Below are 21001 nucleotides of genomic sequence, written 5' to 3' on the forward strand. Positions count from 1 at the left end.
ACTTACATCTTAATATATAAATTACACTCAAGCCCAATACCTAATGGGTATTTTATGAAGATATAACGCTTTCGCGAAAGCGTAAAAACTACAGTTCCATCTGCTTTTTTAAATCGTCAAGTTTATCTTGAGTAATAGGTTTTACTACAAAGTTCTTGACATTCTTGTATGAGGCAGCCTTTTCCTTATCTCGGGGATCAATGGAACTAGTAACAACAAAGATTGTGATTTTCTTAATCACATTAATACTTATAATGGCATCAAGAAATTGCCATCCATCAAGTATAGGCATATTAATGTCTAATAGAATAACATCTGGTATAGCAGACTCTACTGTTCCTCTTAATACTGGCCCTAAATGATTAAGCGCTTGCTGCCCGTCATGAAAAATGAGAAATCCTTTACAAAAGTTACTCATATTCATCAATCGTTGCGCTCCAAAAACAAAAATTGGATCATCATCTATAATACACGCTATATCTATTTGTTTCATACTTTTAAATATACTTTAAAGGTTGATCCTACTCCTACCTCACTATCAACCGACACTTTACCTCCTATGGCTTCTACCTGATTTTTAACAATATACAGACCTAATCCTCTAGAATCAGGCTTTCTATGAAAAGTTTTATAAAGGCCAAAGATTTTAGTTCCATGAAGATTAAGATCAATTCCTAATCCATTGTCTATAAAATGAATAACGATATAATCACCCTCAAGAACACAACATATCTTTACTTGAAGTAACTCATCATCTTTTCTATACTTAATAGCGTTAGTCATTAAATTTAAGAAAATACTTCTTAAGTATTCATCAATAGAGTGTACCATAATATGAGGAGCAATATCTACTTGCACGCTACATTGAGCATTTTCTATTAAAGCACTTAAACTTGCTATGGTTTTTTCAATAGACAGGGCTAGATTAATTTGCTCAAAATCATCTTTTGACACATTTTCAAAAGATGATATCTCGCTTAAACTTTCTATGGTTTTTTCTAGATCTCCAAATGCGTTAAGAAGCATTTGAAACACTTGTAGCTTTTTTAAATCAGGAAAATCGTGCTTCAAAAATCCTAGAAGCATGTCAAGGTTACTCGTATGCGACCTCAAGTTGTGAGATACAATATGCTTAAAATTTAATAACTTTTCATTTTGCCCTTCTGTCTTGCTTAAAAGATCTTCTATACGCTGGTTTGCAGTTTTGAGAGAAGTAATATCTGTTATCTGGCATATAAAGTAATCCGGACTCTCAAGATCTGTTCTCACTAGGGATACTGAAAGAACTGTCCATATAGTAACTCCAGTTTTATGAATATACCGCCTCTGTACTTGATAACTATCTCTATCACCCGAAAGCAAATCTCTATTAAGAGTTGCATCTTGCAAAAGATCTTCTGGGTGAGTAATTTTATGAAAATTAAGTATGGCTAACTCTTCTTTTGTATATCCAAAAATCTTGTAGATTTGTGAATTTACTTCCATCCAGTCACCAGATAGAGAAACTAGTGCAATACCATTAGGAGCGTTCTCAAATGTTCTTTTAAACCTCTGTTGCTGTTCCTCAAGAAGAATTTGTGCCTTTTTTTGTGCATCGATATCTTGAAATACACCGTAAATTTTAACACACTTACCTTTTACTATTACTGGAACACCTACTGATCTAATCCACTTCTCTTTTCCAGTTGTCGTGATTATCAAGTATTCACTATCAAACTCTTTTCCTTGGGTGATGGCTAGTTCAAAATCTTTATTGATCCTATTGCGGCTATCTCCTTCTTTGTAAAATTTAATTGCTTGATGTACGCTAGGCTCATAATCCTCTGCTACTCCATGTAACTTTTTTGTCTCAACACTCCAAAAAACCTTGTCATTTCCTACTTCAAATTCCCACATACCGATTGAAGCGGCCTCCTGAAGAAGTAGTGACACATTATCTCCAAAAGATGGAAATAGTCGAGATTGCGTTTCGATGCTTTTCATTAGTTAAGATAGTAATCACATGTAAATACCGACCAAAGTAGCAAAAACAAAGCTATAATACATGATTGCAAGGGTTAAATAATGCTCATTATTAAAAAAACATAAACACTATTACTTAACATCATCTATGTAACCACACTAAACTTTTATTTTAGAGATATTTAAGCTCATAAATATTTGCTGCTTTTAACTTACACTTATGAGTGCCTTTGCCACTTCTCTTATTAAATTTAATAAACGTAGAGAATGTGTTCGAGTCGTAAACGGATTCATAAATGTGGTTCTCAAATAGAATTCTCCACGCAAAGAGGTTCCCACAATATAAAACTCTCCATCTTCTAGTAGTGCTTTACGTATGCTCTGGTTGACAAGGTTGATATCACCAGTACTCGTTTTATATCTAAAACACACAATATTTGAGACAGGATCTAGCGCTATTTCAAAATCTTCTTGCTGCTTCACTAAGTCACCAAACTCCTTTCCCGCATCATAAAGCGTGGTAACAAAATCATCAAAAAACTGAACTCCATATGCATTTATAATAGCATAAAAGCGCAAGCTCATCATACTTTTCGTGCACTCAAAAGTCCTTTTGGCTAGGTTAAACCAGTCTGCATCTTCGTTCTTTTCCCAGAGATATTGTGCTTTTTGCTCAAACGTAGCATAGCTCGCCGTACTTTCCTTAAATACGACCGCAGTTGCCAGCGCACTTGTGCCCATCATTTTGTGACCGTCTATAATGATAGAATCAGCTTTATCTGCTCCATTTAAGAGATGCTTATACTTGGGAGAAAAAATAGCTGCTCCGCCATGTGCTGCGTCTATGTGAAACCATACTTTCTTCGCTTTCGCGAAAGCGTAAATCTCTTCAAGATCATCATACACCCCAGTACTTGTACTAGGTGCACTACCCACTATGGCTATCACTTCATAACCCTTTTCCACAACCGAATCATAATACGAATCTAGCAACTCTGTGCGCATTTTGTAAGTATCATCTACAGGTACCTTAATAATACCGTCACTCCCAAGACCCATAATTCTAGCGGCTCGATCTACGCAATAATGCGCCTCCTCAGAAACCATAATAGCAAGTTTACTACTATGTCCTTCATTCCAAACATCATCTTTTGCCATGACTCTACGAGCAGCGAGTAATGCTGTAAGGTTTGCGAGCGTTCCCCCAGAAGTTAGAAATCCGTCGCCATTTTCAAAGCCAATTACTTTTGCAAACTGCTCGATTATTAATCGCTCCAGTGCCGTAGATGCTGCGCCCATCTCATATACCGCCATTCCATTATTAAGCTGTGCGCTTAGTAGTGTGGCTAGGGCAGATACAGGCACCGTGGGTGCCACTTGGTGACCTATATACTTAGGATGATGCGTGTGTATCGATCTTGCGATAACTGTTTTAAAAAAATCTGAGGTTGTATGAGTATCTGAGATGTACTCTTTCCAAAAATGATACTCATCTTCTGGCGTTGTCCATGTGATGACTTTCTCAGACTTTCCAAAGGTAGTGTCAGACAGATATTGAGATATCTGATTAACTAGATCTGTTCCTTCTTTTTTAAAGAGTGAACTATCGTAGGCTTTTTTTAATAGGGATGTACTCATTACTTCTCAGACATTTTTAATTTGGTATGCTCAAAGAAATCGTAAAACAATCCTTGCAATTGCTCCCATTTACGGGCATCTATGCTGTAGTACTGAGCTTTACCTTTAAACTGACTTTTTAAAACTCCTGCCCTTTTAATTACTTGTAGGTGTTGTGAAGTAGTGGGTTGTGATAGCCTTATTTTTTCAGAAATATCTTGACATAGGCAGCCATCACAATCACCTATATATTCAATGATAGCCACACGTGCTGGGTTAGAGAGAATCTTTGCCAGATCTGCAATCTGATTTGCCCTCATAGAATGTATATACCTTTTTGTAACTCCCATAATATTGCGTTATTTATACCTTAAAGATATATATAAAATGTAATATCGCTATATTACGATAAAATATTTAACAAAAAAGCCCAGACTAACTGGGCTTTTAATATTCTAGAACCAAGGTTTTCTACCTACTTGATATGCATTATAAAATTCTTCGTCAGATTTTGTAAGGTAAATAATTCCCTCTATAAGTCCTACTAGACCTACAGCCCAGACTAAAAGAACACCTATGCCGACACAAGAAAGTACTATCCCCACAACACTTAGCACAAGCATTATGATACCCTCTTTCTGGTATCCTAAGATAAATTTATGTACTCCAAATGCTCCAAGAAAGATGCCTAGAAGCCCAGCGAGCATTTTTTTGTTATCAGTACCGTTAGTCACTTTATTCCATTCTTCTTTTGCACTATTGCCAAATTCATTGGCAGCATCTTTTGCGTCGTTTGCAAAATCACTTGCAGCTTTCTTTGCGTCGTCTGCCATGTTTTTTGCATCATTACCTGGTTTATCACCTGGGATCTTTTCGTCTTCTAAACTCATCTGGTTGGTTGTTGGTTAATTAGCTCTAAAACTACAAAAAAGAATGAAACACCACTACGCTATTCCTCCTTTAAAAACTCGCTATCAATAGGTTCCCATAATTCTATTTTATTTCCTTCGGGATCTAGTATCCAGCCAAATTTACCATAGCTATATTCCTCTACCTCTCCTACTATAGTGACACCTTCTTCCTTAAGTACTTTAAGTAACTCTATGAGATTATCTACCCTAAAATTAAACATAAACTGTTTCTTGCTGGGAGAAAAGTATTCTGTATCCGCATTCATAGGGCTCCACTGGGTAGAGCACTTATTACCATTTTCATCACGCCACCAGAAAGTCCAGCCATATTGATCTGTAGGGATCCCTAGGTGCTTTTTATACCAACTCTTTTGAGCATCTGGATCTTCACTTTTAAAAAACATTCCTCCTATACCAGTGACTCTTTTCATAACGCTATATATTTAAGTGACTTACTCTTTCTTGAGAATAAATGCTGCGATAAGACTAACGACAAAACCAAGTATAAACGTCATTACAAACATCATAAGTCCAGCAATAAACGACATCTCTGTGCCGCTATATTGACTATACATCTCTCTTTGAGCCTCAAGCTGAGAGATAGCTACCGGGTTTTTGGACTCCACGGCAAGCTCCATTGCATAATCATTGTATTCAAGAAAAAAAGATGGATTTACAAATAAGGTATACACTATATCTGCAAGCGCAATACCAAGACCGCCTAAAGCAGCAATAATAATTCCTGTTTTTAAAGCGCTACCAAAAGAGATTTTACCCGCATTAACCGTGTCACGCTGGTAAGCCACTCCAAAGTACACCATCGCTGCCGTCATACCCATAACTCCCCAACCTACGAGTTCTTGCGTACCGTAATCTAAGCTCTTACCTAAATACAGTGCGAGCGTAAATCCTAGGAGACCTAAAAAGAATGCAATCGCACCAAATTTCTTTATCACTAAACTCATATACTTATCTTTTAAAACATCAATTTAAGAAAAACGCTGCAGTATCTTATCTACTATGGTTTGCGCTAGTTTTATTTTACTCTCAACCGTCCACCCTGCAATGTGTGGCGTGAGGAGTACATTATCTTGCTCAATAAGATATTGTAAGGGTTCTGGCAGGTTTGAATTTCCGTCTGTGGTAAATAAATTCTCAAAAGAAAGCTTTTCATATTCTAGCACATCCAGTCCAGCTCCTAGTACTTTTTTTGCTTTCATAGCTGCTACAAGATCTTTTGTCACAACAGATTTTCCTCTTGCAGTGTTTATGAGATAAAATGGTTTTGTAAAAGCATTTATAAAAGCAGTATCTACCATTTTATCTGTTTGTGGAGTCCAAGGCGTGTGTAAACTCACAACATCAACCTCTTCTTGAAATTGGCTTAATGACACCTGCGTAGCATAGCTATCACCTACCTCATTTTTTATATCATAACAAAGCACTTTACAGTCAAAACCCTGTAATTTTCTAGCAAAGGCTTTCCCCATATTACCATAGCCTATGATCCCCACGGTTTTTCCTTCTAGCTCAACACCCCGATTAGGCTCCCGGTTCCAGTGACCTGCCTTTACTTGGGCATCTGCTCTATTTAAATTATTAAAAAGACTGAGCAGCATCCCTAGTGATTGCTCCCCTACGGCATTGCGGTTACCCTCTGGCGCACTGATGAGATAAATGCCTTTACTCTCAGCATAAGGGATATCTATACTCTCTAGACCTGCGCCTACGCGAGCAATAAATTTAAGGTGAGGAGCAGCATCTATAAACTGCTTATCTATTTTAAAACGACTGCGTATTACAATACCCTCATAATCTGCGATGATCGCCTCTGTCTCTTCTTTTGAGATAGTAACATTTTCAACATTAGTATAACCTGCTTCTTCAAGTTGCTTTACCAGTAGCGGGTGGTTATTATCTAGGTGGAGTATTTTCATTACTTAGTTTTATTTTTTCTCACGGGAATCACACCTAAAAAGAGACCTAATCCTATTGCCATCATTGCACCAGTTACAAAACCTACACCTCCAGATGTGTCATCAAATGCGTATAATAATATTCCCGCAATGGCCATAACAATAATTCCTGCTATTTTGTTCTTATTCATATTTCTCTTTTAAATTTTAGGATAATCTGTTTGAGTTTTGGCGTTTGTTACTTCTCCCGTGTGAGCCGTACTTAATTTTTCAAAAAGCAGTAGGTGCACCTCTTCTCCATCTTTGGTAGTTGGGCAATGTTCTACGCCTTTAGGTACAACTATGATTTCACCTTGATGTACCGTTTCAGACCACTCTTTTTCTGGGTTTCCGCTTTCGCGAAAGCGCATTTCTAACACCCCTTTTTGCACAAAAAACAACTCATCTTCATCCTTATGACTGTGCCATACAAACTCACCCGAAACCTTTGCTAAAAGTACTTGCATATTATCTACCGTAGCAATCTGGTGTGGATGCCATTGCTTATCAAATTTGCCTAATTTCTCGTGGATATTAATGGGTCTCATATGTGTTTCTTATGATATAAAGATACACATAAGGACCTCTTTATACTACGCAAATAATTGGGATACCTCCACCGGTAGTCGCATAGGTCGTCCTTGGGGCATTTTGAGCAAGCACCAGTTTGTAACTGCACTCACCAGTACTTTTTCTTCTCCCTTGCGTTTTATGGTGGTGTTTCTCTGCGAGGTCGCACCAGAGATTTGAACCACCGTAGTTGTTACGACAATCTCGTCATCTTTAAATGCCTGGCCGTGATACTTTATATGGTGATCCATCACCACCCAAGCCATTTTATTGATGCCTAGTCGCTCTTCGGCTGGGTCTTCGTCTTTAAAATAGTCTCTGGTTACGTGGTTCCAATGTTTTGATGCAGCAATTTGCACCCAGTCTAAGTACACTACATTGTTTACGTGATTGAGCACATCTATAGCAGATGCTGGTACGGTGAGGTGATATTCATAGCTTTTCTGGCTCAAATACCTAGTATAAGTTTTGCGATATAGAGGTAAATAAGTATTCCAAATATATCATTACTTGTAGTAATAAACGGCCCAGTTGCAATCGCAGGATCAATGCCTCTTTTATGTAAAAACAACGGAATAAACGTACCTATAATCCCGGCAACAATGATTACAACAAATAGCGAAATTGATATAGAAGTCGCATAGTCTACCGCACTTTCTGATATCCATACGTAAAAGAACAATACAATGGCCAGCGCAGCACCGTTAAGCATTGCGAGCAGCATTTCCTTAATTAATCTGTTACCTATGCTTCCTTTTACATCATCATTTGCAAGACCTTGTACAATAATCGCACTAGATTGTACCCCTACATTTCCAGCCATTGCAGCAATAAGCGGTGTAAATAGTAAAAGAATAACGTGATCATTTAACACCTCTTCAAAACCGCCCATAATAGCCGCAGCTCCTACACCCCCTAGTAATCCTAAAAATAGCCAAGGTAATCTCGCACGAGTAAGCTGTAGTATGCTATCATCTGCCTCTACATCTTGAGAGATACCCGCTGCCATCTGGTAATCTTTTTCGGCCTCTTCTTTTATAAAATCTACAATATCATCTATTGTAATGCGTCCTTGCAGCACACGCTTATCATCTACAACGGGTATAGCCTCTAAGTCATACTTTTGCATCACCTTTGCAACATCTTCTGCTGGGTCATTTACATTTACAGAGTCTACTTTAGGTATATAGATTTCAGATATTTTTGTTCTCGTATCTGAGGTAAGAAGGTCTTTGAGCGATAGTCTCCCTATGAGTTCATTCTCTTTTGTAACCACGTAGATAGAGTGCACTCGAGTCACCTCTTCTGCCTGGCGACGCATCTCACGCACACACCCTGCCACTGTCCAGGTTTCTTTTACCTTAATAAGCTCTTTTGCCATAAGACCACCAGCACTATTCTCGTCATATTGCAGCATCTCACGTATGTCTGCCTTATGCTCTTCGTCTTCTATCTGGTTTATAACTGCTAGCTGTATATCATCATCTAGCTCACCTATCATATCTACCGCATCATCGGTATCCATTTCTTCTACCTCATCTGCAATTTCGGCAGGAGTTAGGTTTTCTAGAAGTTTTTCTCGCACATCTTCATCTAGCTCCATAAGAGCCTCAGAAGTTTGCTCACTATCTAAGAGAAGTACTAGGTAGGCAGCCTCATCTGCATCTACCTCATCAAGGATCTCTGCAATATCTGCGTGGTGAAGATCTGTAAGCAATTCTTTGAGGGCTACCTCATCTTGAACAGCTACGTGTGCTTGTATCTGGTCTATGAGATTGCTTGTGAGTTGAAATTGCATAGGTTTGTTTTTACTAGTAGTACAAATATAGGAAAACCCCTTGCGCAGAGTAATTACAATGCCTAGAGATTTTACTGCTCTTGTATATCTTTTGTGATTGCTGCTGTAAGTTCTATAAAGCCTTGTACAGAGATTTGCTCTGGGCGTTTATTGAGAATTTCGCTTTCGCGAAAGTGGTCACTTAACCCCATACCCTTAAGACTGTTTCTCAACGTCTTTCGGCGCTGCTGAAATGCCATTTTCACAACCTTAAATAACATCTCTTCTGTGCAACCTATGTCTTTAAAGTTTTCTTTTCGCTTTAAGCGTAAAACTCCACTATCTACTTTAGGTGGCGGAATAAAAACAGTGGGAGGCACCGTAAATAAGTATTCTGCATCATAAAATGCTTGTGCCAGTACAGATAAAATGCCGTAGGTCTTGCTCCCGTGATCTGCACAAATGCGTGCGGCAACTTCTTTTTGAAACATTCCCGTAAACTCTGGGATGCGCTCTTTATGCTCAATAGTTTTAAAAACTATTTGCGTACTAATGTTATATGGAAAGTTTCCGGTAATTGCTAATGGCTCTCCAGGGTAAATGGTGTCTAGGTCGTACTTTAAAAAATCGGCTTCTAGTACGGTAAACTTCTCATCATTGAGCTTATGCTCTAGCGTAAAAGAGCTTCTTAAATAGTCAATAGACTCCGTATCTAGGTCCATCACTGTGAGTTGTGCTGGTTTTGCAAGAATATACTTGGTAAGTACTCCCGTACCAGGCCCTATCTCTAAGATGTGTTTATAGCCTTCTAATGTGAGCGTGTCTCCTATATCTCTTGCCACAGACTCATCACCTAAGAAGTGTTGCCCCAAGTGCTTTTTTGCCTTCACCCCTTGATCGCGATGACCCCGGTTTGCGTGCGGCTTTTCAAATTTTCTCTTCTTTTGTTGTTTTGACATCGTAGTGGAGCTAGTGAGTAAGTGTTACTTGTATTTCCTTGCCTAAAAACTAGTGCTGCGAGATTACCTCAAGCTCTGTTCTAAAAGCGACAAATTTACCCGCAAACTTATTACTCGCGAGCCTTAATCTATCTGCGTCTTGCTCGTAGTAGGCATCAAGGTGCTGCTGGCTCGGGCACCCATATTGTACAGAGTATGTGACTCCGCCCATTTCTTCTTCTGTGCGCACTCTAGTCATAAGTGCTTTTACAAATTTACCCGTAGCAATCACTTCTGGTATATGCACTTGCTGCATCCAGGCGAGCCATTCTTTTTCTACAGATTCTTCTATGTTTATGGTAACGTTATATATAAGCATTTTCTATTTTTTCTAATTAATTGCATCTCCTCTCAAATTCCTAAATCGCTTCTGCGCCTCTACATAATAGATACTGTCTGCAAGGTCAAAAATGATGCGCTCGTAATTATTTTTTGCCTTTTCTGGCTGATTGAGCGGTCCTTCGTATAATCTTGCTAGGCGATAATATGCATCATCTGCTAGTACGCCATCGCTGTAATACTCAATGATTGTGAGGTAGTTTTTTTCTGCTTTCGCGAAAGCTTCTTTATTTTCATACAATTTAGCTTGAGAAAGCAATGCCTCGTCCTCTATCTTTTCTCCCTTGTGCTTCTCCAAAATATCATCGTATAATGCGATAGCCTCTTCAGACTTATTTTGAAAGGCTAGCAAATCTGCCGTAGCATATTTTTTAAGTGCCGTCTGTAAGCTATCATCCATTGAGTTATCTCTAATAACAAGTAATAGCTCTAGTGCATCATTTGCAATAAGTTGTGTTGCACCAGCCTTCAAGACATTGAGCTGCGACTCTGCCCAGTCAAAATCTGCTTTATAATAACTGGTCTTTGCCACCTTAAATCTAGCTTCCTGGGAGATTACATTATTCTGGATCTCGTTCTGAATTTGAGAATAGTAAATGAGCGCCTGATTAAACTTTTCTGTAAGCACCAGAATATCTGCTAGCTCCATCTTAAGCCGAGCGTGGTCAAATCTATCACGAGGGATTTTTATCCCCTTTTTAAGATAAGCAATAGCCTCATCTGGCTGCTCCATGTTAAATGCAAGAAAATGTGCATAGTCTATTTGCAAAGGCACGGTATATTCCTTCTTAATATATTGATCTAGCAAGGCTTCAAAGCGTTTTTTAACAAGTGCTTTCTCTTCGGCCGTGACCGCCTTTTTTACCGCTAGCTGTATTAACTGTTGCTCTGCATAAAGCTTAACACTACCCGCAACTACGTTATCTCTTAGAAATTCTAATATCTCTGTTGCATCTTCAATAGCATTTTCTTCTATCGCAATTTCGGCTAGATTTACGATGCCTTCATGTCTTCCTTCTGTACGGCGATAAATAGCCTTTTCTTGTGCAAATGCCTTTCTATAATCCTTTTGCTGTATAAAAAGCCAACTCAGCAACTCATTATAAAGTACGTTTTGTTCTGTTTGTAATCTCTTTAATAAGGTCTTTCTAAAAATAATATTAGCCTCATTAAGCGGATCATCATTCACATAAAGGGCAAAATTACGTTGAGCGGCTTGTAGATAGTTTTCACTCTTATTAATTAGGTCTAAGTAGGCATTAAACATTTTCTCCACCTCTCCTAGTTCCCCATAAAGTCTGGCTAGTTGGACATTATAATTTGCTCTCGGATTATTAGCCATCGCGATCTCATAGGCCTGAACAGCTTCTGTAAGCAAGTTATGCTCTTGAAATGCACGAGCAGCACGATATGCATTCATGGTCTTGCTCTCTATACCTGCAAGTACCTGATTATAATAATCCTGAGCGATAGAATCTCGTTGTTGTAGCTGATGGTTGTATCCTATCTCTACATAATAAAAACCTTTATCGCGAGTAGCAGCAAGGTTTTCGTTAAGCGCAATTTCGGCTTCTTTGTATTTTTCTAACTGTTGATAGCTTTTTACAAGACCAGTAATTAGTACGTGATTGCCTCGTTTTTTAAGAAGTGCCTGTTTATAAGATATGATGGCCTTCTCAAACTCACCTTGGTCTGCATAGTTGCGAGCAAGTTGTTCTGTTTGCGCTTTCGCGAAAGCAAAAAAACCAAACACACAGATGAGTATTAAAAACCAATTTTTCTTCATATCCTAAAGATAACGAAAAACGTGCCATAGCAATTGCTCTGACACGTTTCTTATCACTGTTAATGCGTTATTAGTTAATCATATCAAACCCACAATAAGGGATTAACGCCTTAGGAATTTTGATTCCTTCTGGCGTCTGGCAGTTTTCAAGAATTCCTGCAAGTACGCGTGGCAGCGCTAGTGAGCTACCATTAAGTGTATGTGCAAGCTTGTTCTGACCATCTTCATCCTTAAAACGAAGCTTTAAACGATTTGCTTGAAAAGTCAAGAAGTTAGACACAGAACTAATTTCTAACCAACGATCTTGCGCTGTAGAAAATAATTCAAAATCATAAGTAAGGTGTGCTGTAAATCCAAGGTCACCACCACAAAGACGTAAAATTCTGTATGGTAATTCTAACTCATCAAGTATTGTTTTTACGTGATCTACCATCCCGTCTAGTGCCGCAGCACTATCTTCTGGACGTTCTATACGTACAATCTCAACTTTATCAAACTGGTGCAAGCGGTTTAACCCGCGTACGTGTGCCCCATAAGATCCAGCCTCACGACGGAAACATGGCGTATACCCAGTACATGTAATAGGCAACTCATTATGATTGCGTAAATCACCGCGGAACATATTTGTCACTGGCACCTCTGCCGTAGGGATTAAATATAAATCGTCTTCGGTCACGTGATACATTTGCCCTTCCTTATCTGGAAGTTGGCCAGTACCAAAACCTGACGCCTCATTTACAAGGTGCGGCACTTGGTATTCTGTATATCCAGCCTCTGTATTTTTGTCTAAAAAGTAAGCGATAAGCGCACGTTGTAAACGTGCTCCTTTGCCTTTATACACTGGAAAACCAGCCCCAGCAATCTTAGTTCCTAGTTCAAAATCAATAATATCGTATTTCTTTGCAAGCTCCCAATGTGGCTGTGCCGCATCGTGAAGCACAGGAATATCTCCCTTGCGAAAGATTTCTTCATTATCCTCATCACTGTTACCCTCAGGCACGCTGTCATGTGGGATGTTTGGGATTTGGTAAAGCAAGTTTTGTAAATCCTCAGAAGCAGTGTTTAATTGCTCTTGAAGGGTTTTAGATTGCTCTTTTAAACCTGCAGTTTTCTCTTTGAGAATATTTGCCTTTTGAGCTTCTCCACTTTTAAAAAGCATTCCTATTTCCTTGGAAAACTTATTACTATCTGCAAGTACTTCATCAAGTTGCGCTTGCGAACTACGACGAAGATCATCTGCCGCCACTACTTGATCAAGTAAGGTTGCGGCGTCTATATTTCTTTTAGATAACGCTTTCGCGAAAGCTTCTTTGTTTTCTCTAATGTGTGCTACTTGTAGCATAGTGGAATGGTTTTAAAGTAAAAGGTAAATTTAAGGAAATGCTCTTAAGTATACAGTTACAGAGGGCTTAGATTTTTTTATTTCTCTAGAAATAAAAATTTTACTCAAATAAAGGAAATCCGTAACATAGTTTATGGGAGGTGATGTAGTTTTGAGGTTAACACGTAACTAGCAGCTTCAATTTCTGGTTTAGATGTTGTTAGAGCTATTGCACGACTATATTCACGCGGATATATTTTGTAGAATTACCACTATTAATCATACACAAAATGATTTTGGTTTAAGTGCTAATTACATAAATCACTCCGAGCTTAATGAGCTAGCTAATCTATATACTAATGTATTAAATGACAATAATGAACCACCTTGTAATTAAACTTTGTTTACCCTTTCTTTTTTTATATTTAAGCTGTAATGATTTGAGTGAAAAAACTGTCATACCAGATAATTTTTTATGCGAGTATCTAGAAAAAATTAAAGTGGATATTAGATTGGATGTTATTCCCACACCAAAAGAATTTAAAAATGGTAAAGCAGCTTATAGGTTAGATACCCGCCATGATAGTATACAACCCTTAAAAGTATATGTATGGAATACTGAAATTGATCCTTTTTTTGATAAATTAAATAAAGAAATCAATAAAAATTTTAATGAAAGAAGGTATGAAAAACCATCCTTAGTTGATCTTTTTCAAGCATCAAAATGTAAAAACTTTGAAATCAAAAACAATGAAATTTTAGATCAAAAAATATTCAAATACAACAACCCTAATAAAGGAATATTACTTCAAACGAGTAAATTATTTCTTAACAAGAATAATACAAAAGCTATAATTTTTATTAGATTAACTCGCAATCCTCTAGATAGCTCAGAACAAGCTATAATTTTGAAAAAAGAAAATGCAAAATGGATTTATGAAAAATCTATAGGAATATCAATGTCATAACATAATTCTAAGCGACTATGGTATTCTTACAGCTCTTTCAATACATATTTAAATATAACGGATTCAAGTAGCAAAGACATATTCATGGCTGAATTTTTAATCACTCTAACAGTATATCAATTTGATACCGATGCAGATAGATGGTTTAAACCTTAAAACAAGTATAAAATGAAAAATCTAATAACCTTATTCTTCATTATTCTTTCTATCCAAGAAACTAGCTCTCAAGAGCCACATATATCTGATACTTTATATTTTGAGTATAATACTGATTATTTGAAAGAAATATCCGTCGATTTTGGAAATAAAAAGGATCGGTTGTATTTAAGGGCGACACCAGAAATTCAAGGAAATTTCTTTTTTGAAATTCAGGGAACTACAAAGAATAGTATACGTCGAGATACTCAAGATTTTAAAGATGTTTTAATTGATAATAATCTTTTAATTTCAGAGGATAATTTATACGTAAAAACGCTAGAATTTTGGAAATTTTTAAGAGGCAAGACATTATTTTTTGTGAAGAAAAATGCCGAACACTATATTTTCTATGAGGTAATAGGGATTGCAGAAGAAATTTAAAATAAACAAACAGGTGAGTTTATTATTGTAGAAACTAAGTATGGAACGGGGAGTATACAACAAGCAAACCTGGATACTGGTTTGCCTAGGCAAATGATTGATGATTGGATTGCAAATATCCCAAGTAATACCACAGGTAGGCCTAGGCTATTAGACGCGCTAGGCGGCGACACATCTCTTTTTAATCAAATTAATGGTAATTATACACGTGTTCTTGCTAAAGTAAGTCCAGAAGGAAATATCATTTATAAGAAAATTAAGCCTAATGGATATTTAGAAACTGGAGCAGATGCCACATTTAATCCTTAAACTTTTTACCCGATGATGCACATAAACAATGATTACTTTGAAAATGCAGTTTTATATTATAAAAAAAGTTTTTCTGAAACTCAAGAATCTATATTAAATTTTAATCCTTCAAGTGATGAAGCAAGTCATCGTAAAAGAATATTAGAAATTAGTCTGTCTAGATATTCTTTATCTACTCTTCAGGCATTGTATTCATCTGGTTGCATAGATAAAAGAAAGCTTCAACAACAGTTAAACAAGACTACTGATTTGATAGACAAATTCTGGAAGCCTAACGTCGCACGCATGTCTACTGGCGATGGTGCTAGACAAAAATATCATCCTATCTACTATCTACCTTATTATATTGTTATGCGGTGGGTTTTATCATTTTGTGTATTATTAGATGCTCCTATAAGCTCCTTTGAAATGCTTCAGAAAATCATTGATAGAGATAAAATAGAGGATGCTCTTTACGATTTTCTCTTGTCTTATAAATATCCTGAACGGAAGATATCGCAAAAAATGGCAATTAAAAAGCCTGTAAATAGAATTAAAGATATACTACACATGAAGCAAAATAGTATTTTCGAAAAAGAGCTTTCAGTATATCTTGATAAAGAATGGTTAAAGACTTATAAAAATAGTCATATCTACAATTCTCACAAGGCAATGGATGTACCGAATTATTCATTTACTGGCTACTGGGCCTTTGAAGTAGCCGCAATAGTAAAAATAAAAGGGCTAGACGATAGCTCTTTTAGAGATCATAAATATTATCCAAGTCAATTATTATAATCATTGGCAACCACAATACTATTAAATCTACCTTTAAGATTTTCATGTAGTAGAAAAATAATAAAAATTCAAACTCTCCTCTATAATCTAGATTTTTAAAAGAATTTCTAGATTGTATGGGAGAGTACTTTATTAGTCATCTCCAAAACTAGGAAACAACCCCTTATCATCCAGATAACCATCACTATCTAGCACCCAAGGATTATGAGAGAGCCAGTTCCAGTCTACACTTGCGAGATCTACTCCTGGATCTATAAGCTCTTGTGACTTACGGCCGTTTATACGTATTCTACATTTTACGTAGACCGCTATGTCTTGCCCTTCTGTCTTTTTGAGCTGTTTTATGTATTGTGCAAATTGCCATATCACATCTGGTTTTGATCTGATGTTGCGCTGTTGGTTTTTTGTGAGGTACTCTTTATGGTCTAGTGTAGTTCGCTTACCAGTTGCCTTATCTTCTACCGTAAACGTAACCGTACCACCTTTAGAACGGAGCATCATACGCCAACTCAAACGATGCCCTTCCTCAGACCACAGCACATTGTCTTGTATAAAATGCTGTCGCAGCGGCAAGCCTATTTGGAATATAAAATAGATTGCGAACACAGTGAGCATTGCTGTTTTATATTTTGGGATAATTAAAGTTTGAGGTGAGCCAGTGATTGAATCAGTTGTCAGTTCTTTATTGCAAGAACTAGTTTCGCTGCGCTCGTAAAACGGTTTCCAGCGTTTAAGAAATAAATTATGAATGGTTTTCGGCTCAAAAAAGAATACCGTAAATGCCAGTGACATGTATGGAAAAATCCCAATCTGGAATACAAACGAGTTAAAGAGGTGAAAGAATATGGAGATAAAAAATGCCCAAGTACGTGTACGTTTCCACAGCAATAATGGGATGATCAATCCGTCAAAAAGGATTCCAACGTAAGAAATAATCCAGTGTGTCCAGTTCTTTTGAAGCACACCACCCACAAACAAGAAATCTTTCTTACCTCGCATTAAAATTTCTGGTACCGTCGCATCTAGCCAGTCTGGATATATTTTGGCAATAGACGCGTAGGTATAAACAATCCACAGTTGGAGAATGATAAACAAAGTTACCCAGCGCGGCATACTTATGTTTCTTACGCTTTCGCGAAAGCGTGCATCAAGAGAAAACGCAGCGTTTGCGGGGAGTATTGCCATAATCCATAACAGCAGCATTAGTAAATAATAGTGGTTATTATAAGCGGTTTTTTGCATGAAATACACCGCACTCCACATAATCGCATAGCCAATAATTGCCACACGGTACTTTAAACCAAGCATTACCATCACTCCAAAAACTCCCATCACACCAAACCATGCATACATTTGTGGTCCAGGTCCTGGAAATGTTTGTAAAAAGTCAAATCCTATAAAGTTGAATGTAAATTCTGGTGTTACGAGAATACGTCGTACCCATCCGGTAGCTAGCGCTCCCCAGGCCTCACAAGTTATAAGAAAACCGAAAAAGACGCGAAACACGATGAGCGCGCTGTTATCTATTCTAGTAAAGAGGAGCTTATTAAGTGACATCTTATTTGATTAGAGCTTATTTATATAATCACGTGCATACTTCTCATCCTCTTTCATCGCTTTTACAAGCTCATCTACACTCCCAAAGGTTTTTTCATCACGTATGCGGTCTAGCAATTGTATCTCTAGCTCTTGTCCATATAAGTCTTTACTAAAATCAAAGAAATAGGTTTCAATAGTTTGCGCACTTCCTCCTACTGTTGGGTTTGTGCCTATATTCATCATCCCGTAAACAACATTTCCGTTTATACGAGACTGCACTACATAAACGCCTTGTGCGGGTATTAGTTTATAATCTTCGGCTATATCAAGATTTGCAGTAGGGTAGCCTATCGTTCTTCCTAGACTTCTGCCTTTTACAACGGTTCCCGTAAGCATAAATGCTTGATCTAGATAGTTATTTGCTAGCGCTACACCTCCTGCCTCTAGTGATTTACGCACTTTAGTTGAGCTTACAGCGACGTCTTCTAGTTCTTGCTTTGATATCTCTTCCACCTCAAAACCTAGTTGCTCTCCAAAACGCTTGAGGTCCTCAATATTAGCATTACGATTGCGTCCAAAACGGTGATCGTAACCTATAATTACTTTTTTTGCGTTAAGAGAATTTACAAGAATTTCTTCAACAAATGTCTCCGCGTGATACCTTGAAAAATCTAAAGTAAAAGGATGAATCACGAGGTGATCCAGGCCCAGACCTTCAAGCAACTGCGCTCGCTCATCTATGGTGTTTATAAGCTTGAGCGACGTGTCTTTTTGCAACACCATCCTAGGATGCGGAAAAAAGGTAAGTACACATGACTCCCAGCCATTTGCTCGCGCACTTTCGTTAAGCCTATTAATAATTTGGCGATGTCCTAAATGTACTCCGTCAAAGGTGCCTATCGTAACGACAGTTCCTTTTTCTGAGCTAAATGTATGTGCGCTATTGTGAGTTTTCAAGATTATTTGCCGTTGTACGCGTTCATTGTATTATTAATTCCTCCACTCACAAAAGAAGTGATTACCTCACAACTCTTATCTAAGCGCTCAGGAAGACTAGCTTGCTCCTCTGGCGTCCATTCTCCTAATACATAATCTACTTGACGTCCCGTAGAAAAAGCATCACTTATGCCAAAACGAAATCTGTTATATACAGATGTGTTCAATTGAGCTTGCGTGTCTTTTAGTCCATTATGCCCTCCAGCAGAACCTTTTGTTTTCACTCTTATGGTTCCAAAATCTAGATTCAAATCATCTGTTATAACTAAGAGATTTTCGACTAATATCTTCTCTTGTTGCATCCAGTATCGTATGGCCTTACCGCTTAAATTCATAAAGGTATTGGGCTTCAATAAGATTACGGTTTTACCTTTTACTTTGGTGCGCGCGATGTCACCTAGTTTTTCAGTTTCAAAAGTGGTTTCTTGCGCTTTCGCGAAAGCGTCTACCACCTTAAATCCTATATTATGCCTAGTTTCTGTGTACTTAGGACCTATGTTTCCTAAACCAACGATGAGAAATTTTTTCATGGGGTCTATTACTTCCTCTTCTGTCGTTACTTTTCTAAATAATCTACCGAAAAAAGAGCGCATCATATGCTATTTTGTTAGAATGTAATTTATGGTTATCCTTCATTGATTACGTTAAAGACACCGCTTATTACTATCGTATAAAAATAAAAAAAGCATCTCGAAGAACGAGATGCTTTTGTATTAAATATAACGGATTGATTACTCTGCTGCTGCAGCGGCATCATCTGTTTGTGTAGAAGGAACATCTCCTGCTTCAGTTTCTTCTTCATCATCGTCATCATCAAGGATAGCTGTACGAGAAGTTCTAACTTGACACACTACTGTGTTATCAGGGTGCATAAGTGTTAAGTTTTCTTGTGGTAAAGCTCCTATGTATAACTTGTTACCTATTTTCAGGTTTGTGATATCTGCAACTAAGTAATCTGGAAGATCTTTAGGAAGTGCTTTCACACGTAATACACGGTTTGTTTTACGTAAAACACCACCATTCATTACTCCACGAGAGTTACCTGTAAAGTGTACTGGGATATTCATTGTTACTTCTTTACCATCAAAAATCTGGTAGAAGTCTATGTGTAAAATACGATCAGTTACCGGGTGGAACTGGATATCTTGAAGAATCGCCTTTACGGTTACACCGTCTAATTCGATTTCTACTGTGTGCGCGTCTGGAGTGTATACCAATTCTTTGAACGCAAGTTCTGGTGCGCTAAAATGCAATGGCGTGTCCCCTCCGTATACAACGCAAGGTACCAGTCCAGCATTACGTAAGGCCTTTGTAGCTTTCTTGCCTACGCTTTCTCTTTTAGATCCGTGGATCGAAACTGATTTCATATTAAATAATTATAGTTAAAAAAATATTACATAATAAACTTCGATGAAATACTCGTGTTACTATTAACACGGTGCATAACATCTGCAAAAAGTGGTGCGCAGGTTAATACCCTTACTTTGTCACTTTTGTGTTCTTTAGGAATTGAATCTGTTACAATCAATTCCGAAAGTTTACTGTTTTCTATCTTATCGTAAGCGTTACCACTTAAAATTGCATGGGTACAGATCGCTCGTACACTAAGCGCACCCTTTTCTATCATCAAATCTGCAGCCTTTGTTAAAGTTCCTGCAGTATCTACCATATCATCTACAAGTACTACGTGTTGTCCTTCAACACTACCTATAAGTTCCATATGTGAGATTACATTTGCCTTTGCTCGTTGCTTAAAACATATAACGACATCACTCTCCATCGCCTTACTATACGCATAGGCTCTTTTACTACCTCCCATATCTGGAGAAGCAATCGTAAGATTTTCTAATCCTAGTTCCTTTAAATAAGGTAAGAATATAGTAGACGCAAATAAATGATCTACTGGCTTCTCAAAAAATCCTTGTATTTGATCTGCGTGCAAGTCCATAGTGATAATACGCGTAGCACCTGCTGTTTCTAGTAGGCTTGCCATAAGCTTTGCAGCAATAGGCACTCTAGGTTTATCCTTACGGTCTTGTCGCGCCCATCCAAAATAAGGTATCACTGCCGTTATGTGTCTTGCACTAGCACGCTTTGCAGCATCTAGCATCAATAACATTTCCATCATATTATCTGATGATGGCATGGTGCTTCCTATAATAAATACACGTGATCCACGTACAGACTCCTCAAAAGAAGGTTGAAATTCTCCATCACTATATGTCGATGTTATGACGTTACCCAGCGGCTGCCCGAAGGCTTTTGCGATTTTTTCGGCCAGTGGTTTGCTGTTTTGACAAGCAAATATCTTCGGTTGCGGTACGGTAGCGGTCATCTGTTGTGACAGTTATATGGTTTAATTACAATTCTTTTCCCTCTAAGGAGGTGCAAAAATAGGAATTAAAAATGAGTAGAGCAGTACAATAAATGATGTTTTATACGCTGTAAATTAAATTATTCTTTAATTTTGCACTTCCAAAAAGCCTAGGTGGCGGAATTGGTAGACGCGCTCGACTCAAACTCGAGTTTCTTTGAAGTGTGGGTTCGATTCCCATCCTAGGTACAAAAGCCTCAATCTGTAACGATTGAGGCTTTTT

General features: G+C 37.7%; 25 protein-coding genes and 1 tRNA gene. 5 read left to right on the forward strand and 21 right to left on the reverse strand.

Annotation, left to right across the window (positions count from 1 at the left end; translation table 11 throughout):
- Window positions 1-88 precede the first annotated feature (88 nt).
- From D017_RS04410 to serS, 16 genes are all read right to left on the reverse strand, one after another.
- Entirely contained in the window at window positions 89-493 is a 405-nt protein-coding gene (locus D017_RS04410) for a response regulator (protein ID WP_035334888.1), read from the reverse strand.
- Entirely contained in the window at window positions 490-1983 is a 1494-nt protein-coding gene (locus tag D017_RS04415) for a PAS domain-containing sensor histidine kinase (protein WP_051583799.1), read from the reverse strand. Before D017_RS04415 ends, D017_RS04410 begins: the two co-directional genes overlap by 4 nt.
- A gap of 186 nt (window positions 1984-2169) precedes the next feature.
- Entirely contained in the window at window positions 2170-3600 is a 1431-nt protein-coding gene (locus D017_RS04420) for an aminotransferase class V-fold PLP-dependent enzyme (protein WP_035334890.1), read from the reverse strand.
- Window positions 3600-3929 (reverse strand): metalloregulator ArsR/SmtB family transcription factor, encoded by a 330-nt coding sequence (locus D017_RS04425; RefSeq protein WP_035334892.1) that lies wholly within the window; start codon window positions 3927-3929, stop codon window positions 3600-3602. Before D017_RS04425 ends, D017_RS04420 begins: the two co-directional genes overlap by 1 nt.
- Window positions 3930-4034: 105 nt before the next feature.
- A complete protein-coding gene (locus tag D017_RS04430; RefSeq protein WP_035334894.1) occupies window positions 4035-4469 on the reverse strand; it encodes a TM2 domain-containing protein in 435 nt (144 codons plus the stop codon).
- A 59-nt stretch (window positions 4470-4528) separates the two neighbouring features.
- Entirely contained in the window at window positions 4529-4921 is a 393-nt protein-coding gene (locus D017_RS04435; protein ID WP_035334895.1) for a VOC family protein, read from the reverse strand.
- 21 nt (window positions 4922-4942) lie between these two features.
- Window positions 4943-5455, reverse strand: a complete 513-nt coding sequence (locus D017_RS04440; protein ID WP_035334897.1) for a DUF4199 domain-containing protein — start codon at window positions 5453-5455, stop codon at window positions 4943-4945.
- A gap of 24 nt (window positions 5456-5479) precedes the next feature.
- Window positions 5480-6427 carry a 2-hydroxyacid dehydrogenase gene (locus D017_RS04445; protein ID WP_035334900.1) on the reverse strand — a complete coding sequence of 316 codons (948 nt, stop codon included), beginning with the start codon at window positions 6425-6427 and terminating at the stop codon, window positions 5480-5482.
- Window positions 6427-6597, reverse strand: coding sequence for a hypothetical protein (locus tag D017_RS15335; protein WP_160164957.1), 171 nt, complete (start codon window positions 6595-6597; stop codon window positions 6427-6429). Before D017_RS15335 ends, D017_RS04445 begins: the two co-directional genes overlap by 1 nt.
- Window positions 6598-6606: 9 nt before the next feature.
- Window positions 6607-6993 (reverse strand): cupin domain-containing protein, encoded by a 387-nt coding sequence (locus D017_RS04450; RefSeq protein ID WP_035334901.1) that lies wholly within the window; start codon window positions 6991-6993, stop codon window positions 6607-6609.
- Between the two features lie 45 nt (window positions 6994-7038).
- Entirely contained in the window at window positions 7039-7467 is a 429-nt protein-coding gene (locus D017_RS04455; protein WP_035334903.1) for a thioesterase family protein, read from the reverse strand.
- Window positions 7464-8813 carry a magnesium transporter gene (gene mgtE / locus D017_RS04460; protein ID WP_035334905.1) on the reverse strand — a complete coding sequence of 450 codons (1350 nt, stop codon included), beginning with the start codon at window positions 8811-8813 and terminating at the stop codon, window positions 7464-7466. Before mgtE ends, D017_RS04455 begins: the two co-directional genes overlap by 4 nt.
- Before the next feature lie 71 nt (window positions 8814-8884).
- The gene (rsmA, locus tag D017_RS04465) at window positions 8885-9751 is read right to left on the reverse strand and encodes a 16S rRNA (adenine(1518)-N(6)/adenine(1519)-N(6))-dimethyltransferase RsmA (RefSeq protein ID WP_035334906.1); all 867 of its coding nucleotides are present in this window, start codon (window positions 9749-9751) and stop codon (window positions 8885-8887) included.
- Window positions 9752-9800: 49 nt separating this feature from the next.
- Window positions 9801-10109 (reverse strand): DUF4286 family protein, encoded by a 309-nt coding sequence (locus D017_RS04470; protein ID WP_035334908.1) that lies wholly within the window; start codon window positions 10107-10109, stop codon window positions 9801-9803.
- 12 nt (window positions 10110-10121) lie between these two features.
- Window positions 10122-11915: a tetratricopeptide repeat protein gene (locus tag D017_RS04475; RefSeq protein WP_035334910.1), complete on the reverse strand. Its 1794-nt coding sequence runs from the start codon at window positions 11913-11915 to the stop codon at window positions 10122-10124.
- Between the two features lie 70 nt (window positions 11916-11985).
- Complete coding sequence (gene serS / locus D017_RS04480) at window positions 11986-13257, reverse strand: serine--tRNA ligase (protein ID WP_035334911.1); 1272 nt, start codon at window positions 13255-13257, stop codon at window positions 11986-11988.
- A 356-nt stretch (window positions 13258-13613) separates the two neighbouring features.
- Here serS and D017_RS04485 point away from each other — a divergent pair, with 356 nt between their 5' ends.
- The 4 genes from D017_RS04485 (at window position 13614) to D017_RS04500 (ending at window position 15869) form a co-directional block, all read left to right on the forward strand.
- Complete coding sequence (locus tag D017_RS04485) at window positions 13614-14204, forward strand: hypothetical protein (RefSeq protein ID WP_035334912.1); 591 nt, start codon at window positions 13614-13616, stop codon at window positions 14202-14204.
- Between the two features lie 168 nt (window positions 14205-14372).
- Window positions 14373-14783 carry a hypothetical protein gene (locus tag D017_RS04490; RefSeq protein WP_035334913.1) on the forward strand — a complete coding sequence of 137 codons (411 nt, stop codon included), beginning with the start codon at window positions 14373-14375 and terminating at the stop codon, window positions 14781-14783.
- A gap of 93 nt (window positions 14784-14876) precedes the next feature.
- Entirely contained in the window at window positions 14877-15092 is a 216-nt protein-coding gene (locus D017_RS04495; protein ID WP_035334914.1) for a hypothetical protein, read from the forward strand.
- Window positions 15093-15104: 12 nt separating this feature from the next.
- Window positions 15105-15869, forward strand: a complete 765-nt coding sequence (locus tag D017_RS04500) for a PoNe immunity protein domain-containing protein (protein ID WP_035334915.1) — start codon at window positions 15105-15107, stop codon at window positions 15867-15869.
- Between the two features lie 132 nt (window positions 15870-16001).
- Here the strand turns inward: D017_RS04500 and D017_RS04505 are convergent, their stop codons facing one another.
- From D017_RS04505 to D017_RS04525, 5 genes are all read right to left on the reverse strand, one after another.
- Window positions 16002-17426: an HTTM domain-containing protein gene (locus tag D017_RS04505; RefSeq protein WP_035334916.1), complete on the reverse strand. Its 1425-nt coding sequence runs from the start codon at window positions 17424-17426 to the stop codon at window positions 16002-16004.
- A gap of 9 nt (window positions 17427-17435) precedes the next feature.
- Window positions 17436-18365, reverse strand: coding sequence for a bifunctional riboflavin kinase/FAD synthetase (locus D017_RS04510; RefSeq protein ID WP_035334917.1), 930 nt, complete (start codon window positions 18363-18365; stop codon window positions 17436-17438).
- Between the two features lie 2 nt (window positions 18366-18367).
- Complete coding sequence (gene pth / locus D017_RS04515; protein WP_035337981.1) at window positions 18368-18997, reverse strand: aminoacyl-tRNA hydrolase; 630 nt, start codon at window positions 18995-18997, stop codon at window positions 18368-18370.
- 138 nt (window positions 18998-19135) lie between these two features.
- Window positions 19136-19771 carry a 50S ribosomal protein L25/general stress protein Ctc gene (locus tag D017_RS04520; protein WP_035334918.1) on the reverse strand — a complete coding sequence of 212 codons (636 nt, stop codon included), beginning with the start codon at window positions 19769-19771 and terminating at the stop codon, window positions 19136-19138.
- 26 nt (window positions 19772-19797) lie between these two features.
- On the reverse strand, window positions 19798-20739 hold the full coding sequence (locus tag D017_RS04525) for a ribose-phosphate pyrophosphokinase (protein WP_035334919.1): 942 nt from the start codon (window positions 20737-20739) through the stop codon (window positions 19798-19800).
- Window positions 20740-20886: 147 nt separating this feature from the next.
- Here D017_RS04525 and D017_RS04530 point away from each other — a divergent pair.
- Window positions 20887-20967: transfer RNA gene (locus tag D017_RS04530), tRNA-Leu, on the forward strand.
- Window positions 20968-21001: the final 34 nt, after the last annotated feature.

It is taken from the genome of Dokdonia sp. PRO95, from assembly GCF_000355805.1.
Lineage (GTDB): Bacteria > Bacteroidota > Bacteroidia > Flavobacteriales > Flavobacteriaceae > Dokdonia.

Excerpts from the sequence above, each read along its gene's own strand:
- D017_RS04435 (WP_035334895.1), bottom strand. The coding sequence starts at position 4,921 with ATGAAAAGAGTCACTGGTATAGGAGGAATGTTTTTTAAAAGTGAAGAT.
- D017_RS04470 (WP_035334908.1), bottom strand. The coding sequence starts at position 10,109 with ATGCTTATATATAACGTTACCATAAACATAGAAGAATCTGTAGAAAAA.
- D017_RS04430 (WP_035334894.1), bottom strand. The coding sequence starts at position 4,469 with ATGAGTTTAGAAGACGAAAAGATCCCAGGTGATAAACCAGGTAATGAT.
- rsmA (WP_035334906.1), bottom strand. The coding sequence starts at position 9,751 with ATGTCAAAACAACAAAAGAAGAGAAAATTTGAAAAGCCGCACGCAAAC.
- D017_RS04450 (WP_035334901.1), bottom strand. The coding sequence starts at position 6,993 with ATGAGACCCATTAATATCCACGAGAAATTAGGCAAATTTGATAAGCAA.
- D017_RS04420 (WP_035334890.1), bottom strand. The coding sequence starts at position 3,600 with ATGAGTACATCCCTATTAAAAAAAGCCTACGATAGTTCACTCTTTAAA.
- D017_RS04415 (WP_051583799.1), bottom strand. The coding sequence starts at position 1,983 with ATGAAAAGCATCGAAACGCAATCTCGACTATTTCCATCTTTTGGAGAT.
- D017_RS04445 (WP_035334900.1), bottom strand. The coding sequence starts at position 6,427 with ATGAAAATACTCCACCTAGATAATAACCACCCGCTACTGGTAAAGCAA.
- mgtE (WP_035334905.1), bottom strand. The coding sequence starts at position 8,813 with ATGCAATTTCAACTCACAAGCAATCTCATAGACCAGATACAAGCACAC.
- D017_RS04475 (WP_035334910.1), bottom strand. The coding sequence starts at position 11,915 with ATGAAGAAAAATTGGTTTTTAATACTCATCTGTGTGTTTGGTTTTTTT.
- D017_RS04505 (WP_035334916.1), bottom strand. The coding sequence starts at position 17,426 with ATGTCACTTAATAAGCTCCTCTTTACTAGAATAGATAACAGCGCGCTC.
- D017_RS04490 (WP_035334913.1), top strand. The coding sequence starts at position 14,373 with ATGAAAAATCTAATAACCTTATTCTTCATTATTCTTTCTATCCAAGAA.
- D017_RS04520 (WP_035334918.1), bottom strand. The coding sequence starts at position 19,771 with ATGAAATCAGTTTCGATCCACGGATCTAAAAGAGAAAGCGTAGGCAAG.
- D017_RS04485 (WP_035334912.1), top strand. The coding sequence starts at position 13,614 with ATGAACCACCTTGTAATTAAACTTTGTTTACCCTTTCTTTTTTTATAT.
- D017_RS15335 (WP_160164957.1), bottom strand. The coding sequence starts at position 6,597 with ATGAATAAGAACAAAATAGCAGGAATTATTGTTATGGCCATTGCGGGA.
- serS (WP_035334911.1), bottom strand. The coding sequence starts at position 13,257 with ATGCTACAAGTAGCACACATTAGAGAAAACAAAGAAGCTTTCGCGAAA.
- D017_RS04410 (WP_035334888.1), bottom strand. The coding sequence starts at position 493 with ATGAAACAAATAGATATAGCGTGTATTATAGATGATGATCCAATTTTT.
- D017_RS04425 (WP_035334892.1), bottom strand. The coding sequence starts at position 3,929 with ATGGGAGTTACAAAAAGGTATATACATTCTATGAGGGCAAATCAGATT.
- D017_RS04440 (WP_035334897.1), bottom strand. The coding sequence starts at position 5,455 with ATGAGTTTAGTGATAAAGAAATTTGGTGCGATTGCATTCTTTTTAGGT.
- pth (WP_035337981.1), bottom strand. The coding sequence starts at position 18,997 with ATGCGCTCTTTTTTCGGTAGATTATTTAGAAAAGTAACGACAGAAGAG.
- D017_RS04525 (WP_035334919.1), bottom strand. The coding sequence starts at position 20,739 with ATGACCGCTACCGTACCGCAACCGAAGATATTTGCTTGTCAAAACAGC.
- D017_RS04500 (WP_035334915.1), top strand. The coding sequence starts at position 15,105 with ATGATGCACATAAACAATGATTACTTTGAAAATGCAGTTTTATATTAT.
- D017_RS04495 (WP_035334914.1), top strand. The coding sequence starts at position 14,877 with ATGATTGATGATTGGATTGCAAATATCCCAAGTAATACCACAGGTAGG.